The sequence below is a fragment of the Dinghuibacter sp. genome, from assembly GCF_035492835.1.
Classification (GTDB): Bacteria; Bacteroidota; Bacteroidia; order Chitinophagales; family Chitinophagaceae; genus Dinghuibacter.
On sequence record NZ_DATJIY010000075.1, the window covers coordinates 1 to 15,593 of the forward strand.

The 15,593-nt window shown below is 56.8% G+C and carries 14 protein-coding genes; 6 read left to right on the forward strand and 8 right to left on the reverse strand.

The genetic code is table 11. The features are described 5' to 3' along the window. A partial coding sequence (locus VL547_RS07440) for a glycosyl hydrolase (protein WP_325576844.1) occupies positions 1-312 on the reverse strand: 312 nt, incomplete at its 3' end. A gap of 222 nt (positions 313-534) precedes the next feature. Here VL547_RS07440 and VL547_RS07445 point away from each other — a divergent pair. Continuing rightward, positions 535-1,704, forward strand: coding sequence for an aryl-sulfate sulfotransferase (locus VL547_RS07445; protein WP_325576846.1), 1,170 nt, complete (start codon positions 535-537; stop codon positions 1,702-1,704). Here VL547_RS07445 and VL547_RS07450 read toward each other — a convergent pair. The 6 genes from VL547_RS07450 to VL547_RS07475 are packed head-to-tail and all read right to left on the reverse strand — an operon-like array spanning position 1,685 to position 8,426. Then, a complete protein-coding gene (locus VL547_RS07450) occupies positions 1,685-4,696 on the reverse strand; it encodes a lantibiotic dehydratase (protein ID WP_325576848.1) in 3,012 nt (1,003 codons plus the stop codon). The genes VL547_RS07445 and VL547_RS07450 overlap by 20 nt on opposite strands. Positions 4,697-4,698: 2 nt before the next feature. Beyond that, positions 4,699-5,865 carry a lanthionine synthetase C family protein gene (locus tag VL547_RS07455; RefSeq protein ID WP_325576850.1) on the reverse strand — a complete coding sequence of 389 codons (1,167 nt, stop codon included), beginning with the start codon at positions 5,863-5,865 and terminating at the stop codon, positions 4,699-4,701. 30 nt (positions 5,866-5,895) lie between these two features. After that, on the reverse strand, positions 5,896-6,141 hold the full coding sequence (locus VL547_RS07460) for a hypothetical protein (protein ID WP_325576852.1): 246 nt from the start codon (positions 6,139-6,141) through the stop codon (positions 5,896-5,898). 4 nt (positions 6,142-6,145) lie between these two features. Continuing rightward, complete coding sequence (locus VL547_RS07465) at positions 6,146-6,511, reverse strand: response regulator (RefSeq protein WP_325576854.1); 366 nt, start codon at positions 6,509-6,511, stop codon at positions 6,146-6,148. A 44-nt stretch (positions 6,512-6,555) separates the two neighbouring features. Next, positions 6,556-8,169 (reverse strand): PAS domain-containing sensor histidine kinase, encoded by a 1,614-nt coding sequence (locus VL547_RS07470; RefSeq protein WP_325576856.1) that lies wholly within the window; start codon positions 8,167-8,169, stop codon positions 6,556-6,558. A 23-nt stretch (positions 8,170-8,192) separates the two neighbouring features. Beyond that, positions 8,193-8,426: a hypothetical protein gene (locus tag VL547_RS07475; RefSeq protein ID WP_325576858.1), complete on the reverse strand. Its 234-nt coding sequence runs from the start codon at positions 8,424-8,426 to the stop codon at positions 8,193-8,195. Positions 8,427-8,613: 187 nt separating this feature from the next. Here VL547_RS07475 and VL547_RS07480 point away from each other — a divergent pair, with 187 nt between their 5' ends. The 3 genes from VL547_RS07480 to VL547_RS07490 all read left to right on the forward strand — a co-directional run bounded on the left by VL547_RS07480 (position 8,614) and on the right by VL547_RS07490 (position 11,082). After that, positions 8,614-8,919, forward strand: a complete 306-nt coding sequence (locus VL547_RS07480) for an RNA-binding protein (RefSeq protein WP_325576860.1) — start codon at positions 8,614-8,616, stop codon at positions 8,917-8,919. Positions 8,920-8,981: 62 nt separating this feature from the next. Then, complete coding sequence (locus tag VL547_RS07485; protein WP_325576861.1) at positions 8,982-9,179, forward strand: hypothetical protein; 198 nt, start codon at positions 8,982-8,984, stop codon at positions 9,177-9,179. Positions 9,180-9,189: 10 nt separating this feature from the next. Further along, positions 9,190-11,082 (forward strand): MGH1-like glycoside hydrolase domain-containing protein, encoded by a 1,893-nt coding sequence (locus tag VL547_RS07490; protein WP_325576863.1) that lies wholly within the window; start codon positions 9,190-9,192, stop codon positions 11,080-11,082. A 5-nt stretch (positions 11,083-11,087) separates the two neighbouring features. On the opposite strand, the gene VL547_RS07495 is transcribed toward VL547_RS07490, so the two are convergent. After that, positions 11,088-11,633, reverse strand: a complete 546-nt coding sequence (locus tag VL547_RS07495; protein WP_325576865.1) for a helix-turn-helix domain-containing protein — start codon at positions 11,631-11,633, stop codon at positions 11,088-11,090. 98 nt (positions 11,634-11,731) lie between these two features. Between VL547_RS07495 and VL547_RS07500 the strand changes: the two genes are divergently transcribed. Together VL547_RS07500 and VL547_RS07505 are read left to right on the forward strand one after the other, a co-directional pair. Continuing rightward, positions 11,732-15,109 carry a CheR family methyltransferase gene (locus tag VL547_RS07500; protein ID WP_325576869.1) on the forward strand — a complete coding sequence of 1,126 codons (3,378 nt, stop codon included), beginning with the start codon at positions 11,732-11,734 and terminating at the stop codon, positions 15,107-15,109. A gap of 28 nt (positions 15,110-15,137) precedes the next feature. Continuing rightward, complete coding sequence (locus VL547_RS07505) at positions 15,138-15,524, forward strand: response regulator (RefSeq protein ID WP_325576871.1); 387 nt, start codon at positions 15,138-15,140, stop codon at positions 15,522-15,524. The last annotated feature ends 69 nt before the right edge of the window (positions 15,525-15,593 follow it).

The following is a 15,593-nucleotide window of genomic DNA, read 5'->3' on the forward strand; positions in this document are numbered from 1 at the left end:
ATGCAACCGGGAGGCCGTCTTGAGCGCGGTATGTAGAATATCCCACCATTCCGGGGAGAAAAGCCGCACCGTCCCCGGCGCGGTTCCATCCACGCCCACGTGCGCGATAAAGGCCCGGTTTATCCCCGCCCGCTTCATGGCTTCCAGGTCCCTGACGACGCCCTCTTTGGAGACGTTCCCCGAGACCCAATACCAATAGACGCTGGTTTGCAGCGTGTCCGGCGGGGTCAAAAAGGCTTTCTGCAAAACAGACTGAGTTCTTCCCAGGAGGGGCAAGGCAAAAAAGAGGGCTACATACAAACGGCGACGCATACAGCGAAAGTAGCGATGAACAAGCCTAACATGCAGATAAACTGCTCAAACGACTGCTTTTTTTGATATTTCCAGCTGACATTAAACTTAGTACAGAATTTGCTGTCTTACCCCGGAAACCTTTTGAACCCTTAATCAATCCAAATGAGAAAATTAAAGCGCCTGCTTTTAATAGGGAGTCCTATTGCCCTGTTTTTAGCGACTGCCTGCCACAAAAACGACATGCCCCCGTTAACCACTGGCACCACCTCCACGACGGGCACGACCACCACGACCGACAGTCTTGCACAAACGTATTACACGACCATCGATTCCCTGGGTACACCCGCGCCGGGGATCATCCTGGCGTGCCCCATCATCACCACCCTGCTGCCGATCATCGATTCACCCGGCGTACTGTTGATCATGAACCAGGACGGGCAGATCCTGAAAAAGAAATCCACGGCCGGACAAGCCTACAACTTCCAGCGCTGGATCATCAACGGGCAGATCCGTTACACCTACGTGGTGAATAACCCCAACGCCTACCGCACCGGGGACGTCGACGACCCCGCCGGCTACTATGTGATCGCCGACAGCAGCCTCAATACGCTCCAGCAGGTGAATTTTACGGCATACGCGGGCGATACCGCTGCTGTATCCGGGCAGGCCCTCGACGTACACGACTTCGTGCTGATCTCGGACAACGACTATATCATCGAGTCCTATGTCATCAAAAACGTCGGCAACATCCCGTCCTACGTGCCCCACTACCCGAACGAAGCCGTGGTGGCCCCGCTCATCGAGGAGGTCCAGAACGGTTCCGTAGTATGGTACTGGGACGCCGCCGCGGATACGTCTTTCTACGCCAACGCCGCGACCGGGAATGTCTATACGGATTCCGCCGCCGCCCAGGACTATGTACACCTCAACTCGATGTACATCGACCCGCGGGACAACAACCTCATCATCTCCATGCGTAACCAGTGCCAGATCCGGAAGCTCAACCGGCAAACCGGCGCTACCATGTGGAAGCTGGGCGGCAAGAACAGCGACTTCACCCTCGACAGCGCGGAGGTCTTCCTGTATCAGCACCACGCCACGCTCGTAGACAGCAACAAGACCCTGCTGATCTTCGACGACGGCGATCCCACCCTGCGTCCTTATTCCCGCGTGCTGGAATTCCAGCTGGACGAAACCGACAAGCTGGTCACGGGCTTCAAGTCGTTTACGATCCCCGAGCCGTTCACCGACGTCATGGGCTCGGTCCAGAAGATCGGCAACGACTACTTCATCGGCGGCGGTTCCGGGAATTACATACTGGACGTGAACTACACGACGGGTCAGAAGGTCGTGGAGATGATCAGCAACCAGTACGCGACCTACAGGGCGTTCAAATATTTGACGCCATAGCCAGCCGCGACGCGTAGTACTTCTCCATGAAGTGATACGTCAACAGCTCGTGTCTCCTCGGCTGCGCGATAAACAACCGGTTGAGGTACATGTGCAACAGACTTGGCGCCAGCGCCGCGCATCGTTCCGGACCGATCCGGGCAGTGATGCTGTCGATCACCGGGGCATTCATCCGGCTCCGGGTCGACAGCGTCGCCGTTCCCTCCCGTATCCCGTTCTCTTCATCCAGCGCGGGGTTCAGGTGTGAAAAGATGCGTTTTTGCAGGGACCGGTATCGTTCGTTGAGGCGTTGCTGGAGCGCCAGCTGTCCGCCGAATTCGGCGAAGAAGCCCTGTTGAAGCCGGGCGAGCAACGAACCTTTTTCGGGAAGCGTCAACCCGAAGTCGTCCAGGAGGGCGTCCGTCCCTCGCAGGGCAAACAGGAACCGGTATCGTTCCCCTTCATCCCCGTCAAAAAGGTCGATCAACCGGAGCACCGCCAGGCTATCGTGGTAGAACAACCGCTCCACGTCTTCGATCGCCGCCCCTTCATACCGCTCCAGCTCCCGGGTATAGGTATCCACGGCGACCTTGTCGATCAGGCCGTCGTCGATCCACGGCTCGACCAGTGGATACAATCTCCGGCCCAGGGCCTCGTTCAACGACGGGTCGCCATTCCGGAACCGGACCCGCAGGTGGGAGGCTTCGTCGCGGTAGCGGATAAAGAAAAACCGGTCAATCCAGGCCTCCCGGACGCCCTGCTCCACCAACGGCAGCAGCACCTCTTTCAAAAAGCGCTCGCCCGTCTTCCGACCGCAATAGACCTTATAGTAAAGCCACTCGCTCCCCGGCGGGAATTTCCGGCGGACGCCGCTGGCAGGTCGTGTCACCGCACCCTGCACAACGCCCGTTTCCAGCCGCACCGGCAGTATTAGCTCGTTGGTGAATACGCGGCGCGCCGTGTCGGTAACGACGCCGTTTTCTTCAGTAAATAAGAATTCTTCCAGCAGGAGGCTCTTGTGCCGTTGCATATAGTGCTGGAACAGGGCCACGCCCTCCGCCGTGTCGAAGTCGATCAGCAGCTCGTTATCGTATTGGGCAAAGACAACGCGTGAGGGCAGCGCCCATTTCCGGCGCAGCGCCTCCACGTCGCCCAAAAAATCGCCGATGACCCACCGCGCCTTCCTCACGATAACATCCCCATACACGACCCGCGGCAGGTAAGGCAGGGACGACAGCGGCCCCCAGTCCCATACGTTAGGAATAACCATGTCCTGTTGCTGCAGGTCGCAAAGGAATTTATACACCGGCAGGCTGTTATGGGCATAGTTGTGCGCAGACGTCAGGCGGGGCAGGACGCGCTTGCCCAGCGACCGGCTGCGGAGGATCACCTCACCCCCCTGCACGCTCACCACCAGGTCATCCACCGGGATCTGTGCGGCGGCGCCGGAGCGACCGACATAGGGGATCTCGAAACGGCGCAGCACCGGCCGCAGGATCACGTTCCCGACCCGGGCCTGGGGCAGGTGCACGACTTCGGCAAAACAAACGTCGGGGTGCGGGGCCTCCTCGGAGGCCAGGATGTCCCGGGTGAACGCGCACAGGGCCTCGTCGCCGTGCGTGAACCGCCCAAAAAGGTTGGCCGCTCCCGGCCCGGCAAACGTTCCCAGGTCAAAGCGGAAATGGTCCTTGTCGAGCGCCCCGTCCCTGGCCAGCAGGCTCCCCATCAGGTAAAAGTTGTCCGGAAAGCGCCAGCCCGATACGTGGCGTTTGAATTCGTGGAGCTCCGCCTTGTCGAGATAAATGGCGTCGCGGCCGTTGCGAAGGAAGTCATGGTATTTTGCCAGGACGTATTGCTGGATGTGGTCGTTGCTAAAGCTCGGTGTGTCCGATGCTGCAACGTCGATGCCATCGAGGAGCTCGTTTTCCCCGGCCGATTCGTCCGATACCCCCGCGTATCCGATGCCCAGGTCTCCATCGAGGGCTATGGCCAGCGGGATTTCCGCGTCCTCGTACTTCCGGATAAAGGCCCTTTTAAACTCCTCCAGGTCGCCGTTCCTGTTCCTCCTCGATAGGTACAGCAAGTCGGAGACCTGCTCCAGCAGCCGCTGAACCACGTCACGGTCCAGCGTCCGTTCACGCACGGACAGGTACAGGTCGGTCTGAAGGGTATTTCGCGGCGCGTCCCCCGGCAGGGCGCGGTTGACCTCCGCGTAGACATCGGTCCCGTTTTGCGGCTGACAACAAAGGTCGCGGATGCGCCGGAGCGTTCCGGTCACGGCCGGCGTATCCGTAAGTCCCTCCAGACGGCCGATCAACCCGTCCAGGGGCTCCTCCCCGGTCACGCAGGGTTCGAGCTCGGATAGCAGGAGCTGCGCCTCGCAAAGCTGCTGTACAAACGCATCCGCCTCCTCACGGGAAACGTCCTCCTCCCGGACGAGCCGGTCACAAAGATCCGCCAGCCGCCGGCCGTCGCGCGCGGCCGCCAGCAGCGCATCCAGGTAAGGCGTCCTCTCGATCGACGTCAGCTGGTACTTGCGTACGTTGTCGTGGATGGTGTATTCTACATAGCGCAGGGTACTCCCCACGGCATACAGGCTATTGTTGGCAAAAAAACGAAGCTGTTCCCGTATCCCCTGCTCGCCGGAAAGGACGTGCACCAGCTGCGATACATAGTTCATGTCCAAACGAACGCTCCTGCGATGCTCCCCCGGCGGGCCAAGGACAAGCCGGGTCGGTCCCGGTTCGATCCCCACCAGCGCGCTGCCCGCAAAGGTCGCATAAGGCGTGCACCGGGTACAGCTCCGGAGCCAGTATTTGGTCAGTGACAGGTCGAGCTTTGCGCGCTTTTTCCCGGTCAGCGTATCCTTTTTCCGGTATTCGTTCCAGAACTCGGGGGAGGAAAGATAGAGGCCTTCTTCGAATATGGTGTCGCCGGTTGGAGCCCGTCCGGTCCAGGACAGCGGGTGGACGGGCGTCCGGAGCAGCGCCTTGCCAAAGGATTGCAGGTTCAAGGTTACTGATTTAACATGAAGCAATGGTCCCAGCCGAGGTCGCCCGTGAGGTAGCCCAGCAGGACGGCGCCGATACCCGAAACGCCTTCCAGCAGCCCGCTATTCCGCGTATAGCTGTTTCCAACCCCGTCATACGTTTTGTACCCGGCTATGCCGTCCGGATGGGTAGCGTACCCGAGCGTCGTCCGTATCCAGTCCGTCGACGCCTCCCGGAACACGGGCTGTCCGGTCGCCAGCCACAAACGGTTATAGATATGCGCCACCCCCGCGCTGCCGTGACAGACACAGGCGTCGTTGACGCCGGTCTGGAGGTGCGTCCTTCTTTGGGTGCTATGGGTAAGGATATCCAGTGAAAACGATTCCGTCGACGTATCGTTAAAAACACGCCCCGCGGTAAAAAGCGCATAGGCGGCCCCGAGGTCCCCGTAACACCACGCCAGGCGGCTGGTGAGGTCTTCTTCGCCCGCGCCCGTCATGTTCGGGAAAAAGTTCCCGCGCGTGTCGGCGTTGACGTGCTGCCTCATGTACCGGATCAGCTTGACAGCGATGTCGCGCGCGGTCGCCACACAGATACCCTGGCGGCAGCACTGCGCACAGAACAGCAGGACGCTCGGCAGGCCGTGCGCCAGGCCCAGGTTGATTTCCCCCGGTACGACAGCGTAGGTGTTGAAGCTAAAACGCGGTATGGCCAGCCCGTCCAGGCTCCTTCCGAACAGCGCCTCCAGCTTTTCCATGAAGCGTTGAAAATACGGCTCCAGCCACGGCTGATCCTTGTACAACAGGTAGTGCCCGATCCCCACGGCGCCATGGAGGAAGTCATAGTTCCCCCTGTCGAGCATCGCCAGCGCCATTTGTCCGAGCGCCGCATCGCCCTCGCAAAGGAACAGCCAGTCCGTCTGATCCAGGAACCCTTCCTTATGCAGGTAGGCGTAGAGCCACTGTATACCCGCGACACCCCCGCAAAAGAACGGCTTGTCCTCCCCGATCGATTGCTCCGCCAGCTCCTGGATCTCGTCCCCAAAGCCGTCAGACTGATGTGAGCGGTGTTTCCGGTAAAGAAAATCGAAGAGCAGGCGACCCGCCTTTCCCAGGTAGAGCGATGTGTCCGTTACCTCCGTCTCCGTCTCCAAAGACGCATGGATACGATCCACGGTTTCCGATACCTGCATCTCTAAATATAACAAAAACCGGTAGTAGTCCTATAAATGCAGGCTATCTTTCTTTTCCGCCTTGCGGCGATTGATCCGAAGCAGGTTATATACCAGCGTGACCAGCCCCGCAAACATCATGAAGAAGCCGATCATCTTCGAGGCCGGGGTCTCGAAAAGGCAGCTGACAACGCCCAGCGATATCCAGCACGCGGGCGCGATGCAGGCCCTTAATACTTTCCGCCGCTCGCTTATGTCATTTCCCGGGTGCGGCGGGTGGAAGTGTACGTTCGACATAACCTTAATTGAGGAGTTTTTCGATCGACTGGTGCAACTGCCGTTGCGTAAAAGGCTTGCTGAGGAAGGTGTCGGCGCCGGTTTCCAGCGCCACGTCCTCGGCGGCCCGGTCGATGCCGGAGATCATGATAATTTTCGTACCGGGGCAATGCTGTTTGATGTGTCCAATAAAATCCACGCCAAACCCATCCGGCAAGCGGTTGTCCAACAGGATGAGCGTCGGTTGCTCTTCCTTCAGGGACGCCTCCGCCTCCGCCAGGGACCTGGCGTGCGCGACTTCCACATTTTCCGCCGTGAGTATAAGATCGAGCAGTAAGCGCATATCTCCTTCGTCTTCAATGACTAGGATCTTGGTAGTAGCAGTAGTCATAGGCTTGGTATGCCAAACTCCGTACCAAATCCGGGTCAGCCGCCCTAAGAGGCTCCCCCGGGCAGCGTGAATATGAATTTCGCGCCCATTCCCGGCGTGCTCGCCGCGCTTATGCTCCCGCCGTGGCGCTCCACGATCTTCTGGCTGAGCGATAACCCGAGGCCCGTGCCTTCAAAGGCATCCTTGGAGTGGAGACGGGTGAAGGGCTCGAAGATTTGCCCGGCGTGCTCCGCCTCGAAGCCGATACCGTTGTCCTCGATGACGATCGTTTCAAAACCCCGCGGCCCTTCGGGCGTTCGGGTGGCCGAGACGGTGATCCGGGGTGTTACGCCGGGGCGGGAGAATTTCAGGGAATTGTTGACCAGGTTGTATAGCAGTTGATACAGCAGGATGGGGTTGCCGGTAACGACGCCAAGACCGGAGACCTCGATCAAAGCCTGTTTTTGTTGGATCAGCAGTTCCAGGTCGTCGAGCACCTGCCGCATGACCGCGGCCAGGTCCACCGGCGCAAAATTGCCCTGCTGAGCGCCCAGCGACGAGTAAGCCAGGACCCCCTCGATCATCGACGCGATACGGTTGGACGCGTGGTGTATCTTACCGAGATATATATTTCCCTTGCCGGGCATCTGGTCCCCCGATTCCTCGGCCAAACGGCTGGTGAACAGCTGTATTTTCCTGACGGGCTCTTTCAGGTCGTGGCTGATGACATGGGCGAACTGCAGGAGGTCCTCGTTCGACCGCTCCAGCTCCCGGGTCCTTTCGGCCACCAGCCGGTTGAGGTTATCCGTGGCGAGCTTTTCGGAGGTGATATCCTGTGAGAGGCCAAACACGTTTTTGGCCCGGCCTTCCGCGTCGAACGTCAACATGCCGCGCATACGCACCCACCGCAGGGCGCCGTCCGGGCGCATGACCCGAATCTCGTAACGCGTACGCCCCGTACGCCTTCCCTCCTCCAGCGCCTGGAGATAGTACGGAAAGTCGTCCGGGTGGATCATGGCGTTCTTCCGGTCGACATCGATCGGCGGCTGGACGCCCCAAATTTCATTGAAACGCGCGGACGTCTTCATCGACCCGGTGGTCAGATCGATCTCGTACGTACCGAGGTCGGCCGACTCGATGGCCAAACGGGCGCGATCCTCGCTTTCTGTCAATTTCTTGACACTGAGGATGTTGTCCGTATTTTCTGTACAAACGACCAGGACACCCCGTACGATCCCTTGTTCATCGACAAGAGGGCTGTAGCCGAAGGTCCAATACACATCCTCCAGGCGTCCGTTCCGGTAAATCGGGATGAGCTGGTTTTCGCTCCAGGTGGCTTCCCCCGTGTCGAGCACCTGCCGGATCAATGGATAGATGACGGGCCAGATCTCCGGCCAGCATTCCTTGCCCGGTTGCCCGAGGGCCGTCGGGTGCTTCCCGTTCTCCCCCAGGCTGGGCCGGTAAGCGTCATTGTAGAACTGGGTCAGCTCCTCCCCCCACCAAATGAACATCGGGAAGCGTGTCGAGAGTACTATATTGACGGCATTGCACAGGCTTGCCGGCCATGTATCGATGGTTCCGACGGGCGTCTGGCTCCAGTCGTATTCCCTGATCCTTTTCCCCATTTCCCCGCCACCCTGGAAGAGACGCGGGGGGGTATTTTGCTGTAAGACGCTCACGGATAGCGATATATGTCAGCTTCTCATTTCCTCAGTATCGCCGTTATTTTGGCTTTGAATTGCAGCGGACAGGCCTTCAGGATCTTTTCCTTGTCGCCATCGGCGATGGCCCTGGCCGAGATCCACGCCTCGAGGCCCGTTTTGTTCGCGTTCTGGTCGTAGTTGTGGCGGATCTTGCCGTCCTCAAAAAAAGTGTAGTCGTTGTCCAGGTCACCTTTGGGTACCGATATGGTGACGATTTCCTTCGAGCCGTTCATAACCGGGTTTTTTGCGCAGAATATGCGAATATAACGGTTATTTCACCGGTAAAGAATAAAGGTCTATCTTCGTGGGGTTAATTTTGAGCCTCGCATCAGTAATGGCAATTATCCTGCTTCGCACTATAGTCGTTTTTTTACTTTTTGCCATACTCAGATATTTATTATTTTTTAAACGAATTAGTGTATGAACATGCATGTTTCCAACCTTAGTTTTAACGTTCAGGATGAAGATCTTAGAGGTCTTTTTACTCCCTACGGAGAAGTTGTCTCCGCCAAGATCATCAACGACAGGGCCACGGGCCGGTCGAGGGGTTTTGGCTTCGTCGAGATGAGCGACGATAACGCCGCCCGGAAGGCTATCGGGGAGTTAAACGATACCTCGATCGACGGCCGGAACATTAAAGTAACGGAAGCCCGGCCAAAAGAAGAGGGAAATTCCCGCGGCGGCAACGGCGGCGGGGGTCGGTACAGGGATAACAACCGCTGGTAACGATATAACTTGTAAACCCCAGGAATACCTGGGGTTTCGTTTTTTCATTAAACAAGTGTCTTATGGCGAAATCGAAAGAATCATTTAATAAGCGGGAAAAGGAAAAGCAGCGTCAACGGGCAAAACGCGAGAAACAGGAAAAAATGGAAGAACGCCGGGCCAACCAGACAAAAGGGAAGCCTTTGGACGAGATGCTGGCTTATATAGACGAGAACGGCAATATCACCTCCACGCCGCCTAGTACCCCGAGACCCTCATAAGACGTTTTGTATGACGATCAAACGCTTGCTGTGCCATGCGACCCTTATGGTCCTGCTGGCCACGGGCGGGGTTTGCGCCCAACCCGTACAGCGGCAGATCAGGACGCCCGAATACCGGGCGTTGCAGGAGCGGCTGTCCAGGGGCTGGAATACCTGGTACAACAACAGCCTTTTGTCCTGGGTCCTTTTGCCCCAGGGCTTTTCGATCAATCTTTGCCTGGACAGCTACGAAGACGGCGACTACCTGCGGGAGGTCTTCAAGTCATCGCCTACCCAGCACCGCCCGGAGACGGTGGTGCCCGGTCTGCGGTCCGATGATGGCAGCTACACGAGTCTGCACGTCCGTTTCCGGGACGCCGAATATACCGTGGAGAGCGCCACCGACGGGGATGACGAACTGATCCTGGTGACGCCGGCAAAGCCGGCAAAACAAATGCTTATAGTCGAGGCCGGCCTCCAGTACGGCCGCCCTGGAGAGGTAGGGGAAAGCGCGGGAAAACTGGTGTATCGTTCCGCCCAGGCAACCCTGGAAGTGGGGAGCCCGGAGCCACAGGCATCCAACGCCTATGTCGTCAGCCCGGCGCCGCACATCTGTCTCCGGCTGGACAAGCCGGTGGCTCTGTATACCGGCCGGCACCGCAGCATGGACGAGGTCCGTTCGTTCCTGGATACCCGCCGCCGGGCCGAAGAGCGGCGCGGTCAGGCCTTCGGGGATCTCGCCGACTGTTTCCGGGCCATGCAGACGATACTGACCTGGAACACGGTCTACGACGCGGCCAACGAACGCGTCATCACCCCCGTCAGCCGGTTGTGGAACCGCGGCTGGGGCGGTTTCGTGCTTTTCGACTGGGACACCTATTTCGCCGGGTACATGTGCTCTTACTTCAACAAGGACCTGGCTTACGCCAATATGGTGGAGATCACGAAGGCGATCTCGGCGCAGGGGTTCATCCCCAACTACCAGGCCCCTTTCGGGAACTACTCCTGGGACCGTTCGGAGCCGCCGGTCGGGGCCATCCTGGTCCTGGACATGTATAAGCGTTTTGGCGATAAATGGTTCCTTACGGAAGTATACGACGAGCTGCTTGCCTGGAACCGCTGGTGGGCGGCGCACCGGACCATCAACGGGTATCTGGCCTGGGGCTCGGACAAGGTGCCGGATTCCCTCCGCACGATCGACCAGGACAACATCCAGGCGGCGCGTTTCGAATCGGGTCTGGACAATTCCCCGATGTACGACAGTATCCCCTTTAACAAAACGGCGCATACGATGGAGCTGGCGGACGTCGGTCTGATGAGCCTCTATGTCGCCGATTGCCATGCCATGGAAGCCATCGCGCACGCCCTCGGTCACGAGGCCGATGCGCGGGAGCTGGCTGAACGGGCCGCCGCCTATGGCAAGACCCTGGCCGGTCTTTGGGACGACAGGACGGGTCTTTTCCTGAACCGGCGCACCGACAACGGCCAGGCGTCGCATCGCCTGTCACCCACGCTTTTCTATCCCTTACTGGCAAAGGTCGCCACCCAGGCCCAGGCCGGGCGCATGATCAGGGAACACTACTTCAACACCAGCGAATTCTACGGCGAGTTTGTCATGCCGTCCATCGCACGCAACGACCCCGCCTTCCACGACAACGACTACTGGCGGGGAAGGATATGGGGACCGATGAACTTCCTCGTCTACCTGGGCCTGCGGAACTATGACCTGCCCGACGCCCGGGCCGACCTCGTCCGCAAGTCACGCGCATTGCTGATGAAATCCTGGACAAAGGACGGCTCGATCTTCGAGAACTATAACTCCGTGACCGGCCAGGGCGACGACGTGAACAGCGCGGACGCGTTCTATCACTGGGGCGCGCTGCTGAGTTTTTTGTCTATCCTGGACAGCTCCGGGAAGCAATGACACTTTCAGGAGCATATCTTCTCGATCGGTATACGCGCTTTGTCCTTTTGTTGCCTGAACTCGGAGGTGGTCAGGCCGGCGATCCTCTTAAATTGTCGGGAAAGATGCGCTACGCTGCTGTAGTGCATCTTTAGGGCGATTTCGGTTAATGTAAGCTCATTGTAAGACAGCAATTCTTTAACCCGCTCGATTTTATGGCATATGTAGAATTTCTCGATGGTAAAACCCAGCCTTTCGGAAAAGAGATTCGACATGTAGGTGTAATCGTAATTCAATTTCCGGCTGAGGAAGAAAGAAAGGTTTTCCGCCGGCGGCTCTTCGCGGTAATATACTACCGCTATGATGGCAGCCTTTATTTTCTCCACCAGGATGCTCTTCCTGTCTTCCAATAAGCCGAAGCCTGCGTGTGACAAGGTCGATCTCGTTTGCGCCAGCTGGTTTGGGGAAATGTCCTCCTGGATGTCGATTTCACCCAGGTCCGCGGCAACCACGTGGAATCCGAGCTTGGCGATTTCATCCTTTACCAGTACGATACAACTGGCGCTGATCATATTTTTAATATAGAGCTTCATCGGTTACTTGAATCCATATCAATTATCCTTCCATTTTAACGGTGGCGACGGGCCGATATTTGTACCTTAGTCATGAAATGACCGTTTTAAAAGATAAAGATAGGGAGCGTTCCTCCAACTTGTTCCCCGTGGTTGGGATAGGCGCGTCGGCGGGAGGGTTGGATGCCTTTAAACGGCTGGTGAGGTCGATTCCCGGAAAATCTGGTATCGCGTATATTTTGGTACAACACCTGGAGCCAAATCATGAGAGTTTGCTGGTGGACATCTTGCAAAAGGACACGGTGCTGCCGGTTGAAGAGATCGTCGATAATGTCCGCATCGAGCCGGATCATATCTACGTTATCCCCTCGAACAGGTTTTTGGCCGCCAACGATGGGCGGCTGGAGCTAACGCCCCGGCCGCCCAGGGGAGAAAGGAATATGGCGATAGACGTTTTTTTTAGCTCGCTGGCCGAAGTGTACCTGGATCATGCAATCGGGGTTGTTTTGTCGGGCACGGGAACGGACGGAACGCTGGGATTGAAGGCTATTAAGGACCACGGAGGGATTACCTTTGTCCAGGACCCGGCGTCGGCCGTTTTTGGTGGAATGCCGGACAGCGTGATCGAGGCCGGCATGGCTGATTTTGTCCTGATACCGGAAGAGATGCCCTCACACTTGATAAAGTTGTTTGGAACGCTAAAGATAGGGCTGAGCGATGCGACGGATGATACACGTCTTGCAGGCGACCGGCTTTTCGGTGAAGTGCTTTCGATCGTGCGCGTGCGGACAGGCATGGATTTTACCTATTACAAGCAAACGACCATCCGCAGACGGATTATCCGCAGGATGGGGTTGAATAAGATCGATGATATAGCCGGTTATCTTGAATTTCTAAAGGAGCACGTCCAGGAGCAGGACCTTTTATACCAGGACCTTCTAATCCCTGTAACCGGTTTTTTCCGTGATCCGGGAACATTTGACCTCTTACGCACGTCCGTTTTTCCCAACCTGCTGAAGGGCAAAGGAGACTCGAATCCCATACGGATATGGGTCGCTGGATGCTCCACCGGCGAAGAGGCATATTCGATAGCTATTTGCCTCAATGAGTATCTGGGTGAAAGGTCGGCGGAGCAGAAAGTCCAGATCTTCGCGACCGATATCTCGGATAGATGTATAACCGCGGCAAGGAGCGGTATATATGCAAAAAGGGATATGTCGGGTCTGACGGCCGCCCACGTCGCCAGGTATTTTAAGAAGATGAACGGCGCTTTCCAGGTAAATAAGGGGATAAGGGATATGTGTGTATTCGCTTCCCATAATTTCCTAAAGGATCCGCCATTTGCTAAAATGGACCTGGTGAGTTGCCGGAATGTCCTGATCTATATGGAATCTTTCCTGCAGAAGCGGGCGCTGACCACGTTCCACTATGCGCTAAAGGAGGACGGATATTTGTTACTGGGCAGGTCCGAAACGGTTGCCCCGGCGTCGGATTTGTTCGCCGTCAGTAGCAAGAGCGACAAGATATATGTCCGGAAAGCCGTGCCGGGGAGACTCTTGCGCGTCAACCCGGGCCCAAAGGACACTATTGCGATGGATAGAGGGCCGGAGACCGGAAAAGACACGGGTAAGGATGACTTCCAGAAAAGTGCCGATGAGCTGATACTTTCCAGGTTCGCTCCCCCGGGGATCATCATAAATGAGCAGTTGGAAATCGTCCAATTCAGGGGCTCCACGGGCATCTGGTTGGAACCCCTGCCCGGCAAGCCGAGTTTGAATGTCTTCAAGATGGTCAGGACGGAGTTGTCATTCGAGCTACGGAATGCGATAAGGATGGCAAAAAAGGACAATACGCCCGCGGTGAAAGAGAATATCCCGGTCCTGGCCGACGGGGAGCGGCGTTGGGTGACCATAGAGGCGATTCCGCTTGCCAATACGGCGGAGCCGTATTTTTTGATTCTTTTCAGGGAGGCGGCGGTGAGTGCCGGTGGTCGTGATGACGCCCGGGCGGCTGACCCGGGTACACGGATCCCGCTCAAAGGCGACGGGCAATATGACCGTAACCAGCAGCTGGAAAAGGAGCTCGCCCAATTGCGCGAGGATATGAGGGTTGTCGCTGAAGTCCAGGAATCGGTCAACCGGGAATTGCAAAGCGCAAATGAAGAGCTGCTTTCGGGTAATGAAGAACTACAAAGCCTGAACGAGGAGCTGGAGACATCGAAAGAGGAGATTCAAAGCAGCAACGAAGAATTGACCACGCTAAACCAGGAGCTCACGGAGCGGAATGAGCAACTGAATATGTCCCGCGTATATGCGGAATCGATCGTGGCGACCATCCGCGAGCCGCTCATCATCCTCAATGGAAATATGAGGGTGAAGACGGCCAACCCGTCTTACTACAGGAAATTCATGACTTCGGAAGAGGACACCGAAGGTAAATCTTTTTTTACCCTGTCGGGCGGACAATGGGACCTCCCCTCACTAAGGCTATTACTTGAAAAAATCCCTACGATGGCCAGTACGGTCACGGATTTTGAGGTAAAGCTCGCCTTCAGGGATATCGGGGAAAGGTCGCTGCTGTTGAACGCCTGCCAGGTAGCCCGACTCGACAACGAGGAGCTGTTGATCTTACTGGCCATCGAGGACGTAACGGAAGCAAGGAAACGGGAGGAGGATTTGCTGCTATTCTCGCAGGAGTTGGAAAGGAAAGTCGCCGAGCGTACAGCTTCGTTGTTGGAAGCCAATAGTTCCCTGAAGCAATCGAACGAAAACCTGGAACAATTCGCGACGATCGCCTCCCATGACCTCCAGGAACCTTTGCGGAAGATCCAGACATTTTCAGCTCTTCTCGACCAGAGGTATGGCGGAGCCATAGCAGGCGATGCCGGGGACCTTATCAGGAAGATCGACATGGCGGCCCGGCGGATGTCCGCATTGATCCGGGACGTCCTTCATTTTTCAAAAATACTGGATGCGGGTGAGCGGGAACGCGTCGACCTGGATGTTATCCTGCGGGATGTCATTGGCGATTTCGATGTGCTGATCGACCAGAAAGGGGCGTCGGTTACCCACGATCGTCTTCCGGCTATAAGAGCGGTACCGTTGCAGATGAACCAGCTTTTTTACAATTTGTTGGGCAACGCGCTTAAGTTTTCCGGGAAGGACGTGGCCCCGGTAATCGAGGTAATTTACGGGGTAATGTCTTCCGATGGGGTAAAGCGTTTTCCTGCCCTTGACGGCAAGCTTCAGTATTGTGAAATCATTTTCCGGGACAATGGAATTGGGATAGACCAGCGGTTTTTCGGGCAGATTTTCGAGGTATTCCAGCGGCTGAATGGGCCGGAATATTTTGAAGGAACCGGTATTGGATTGGCTTTGTGCAAAAAGATCGTCTTAAGCCACAAGGGTGAAATCTTTGTGGTGTCAAAGGAAGGATCGGGCTCGGAGTTTCACGTTATCCTTCCCCTGGAGTCATAACAAGTCACAGGGGACAAAAAAACGCAATATGAATATTTTACTGGTGGACGACGACGCGGACGACAGGCAACTTTTTTTCGAGGCGGTCAGGGACTTTGATGACACGATTTCTTGTGTAGCCGCGGCAGATGGCACGGAGGCGCTGCGTTACCTGGGTAACAGCGATAACGTCATACCGGACTTCATTTTCCTGGACCTGAGGATGCCCGGGCTCAGCGGGCGTCAATGCCTGGAGGAAATAAAGAAAGACGCCCGATTGGCCGAGGTCCCGGTCATAGTGTACACGACCTCAAGGGATGAACGGGAATCGGTCACGCTGAAGGCATTGGGGGCGGCCCATTTCATGAGCAAACCGGTCTCTCCGGATGAAGTGTATTATATGGTTTCCTTTGTCCTGGGCGAGAAATGGAATTAGAGCGGCCATTTCGGGCCGCTCACTGGACAAGGTTTAGCAGAGTAAGGACAAAACACTGAAAAAAATACC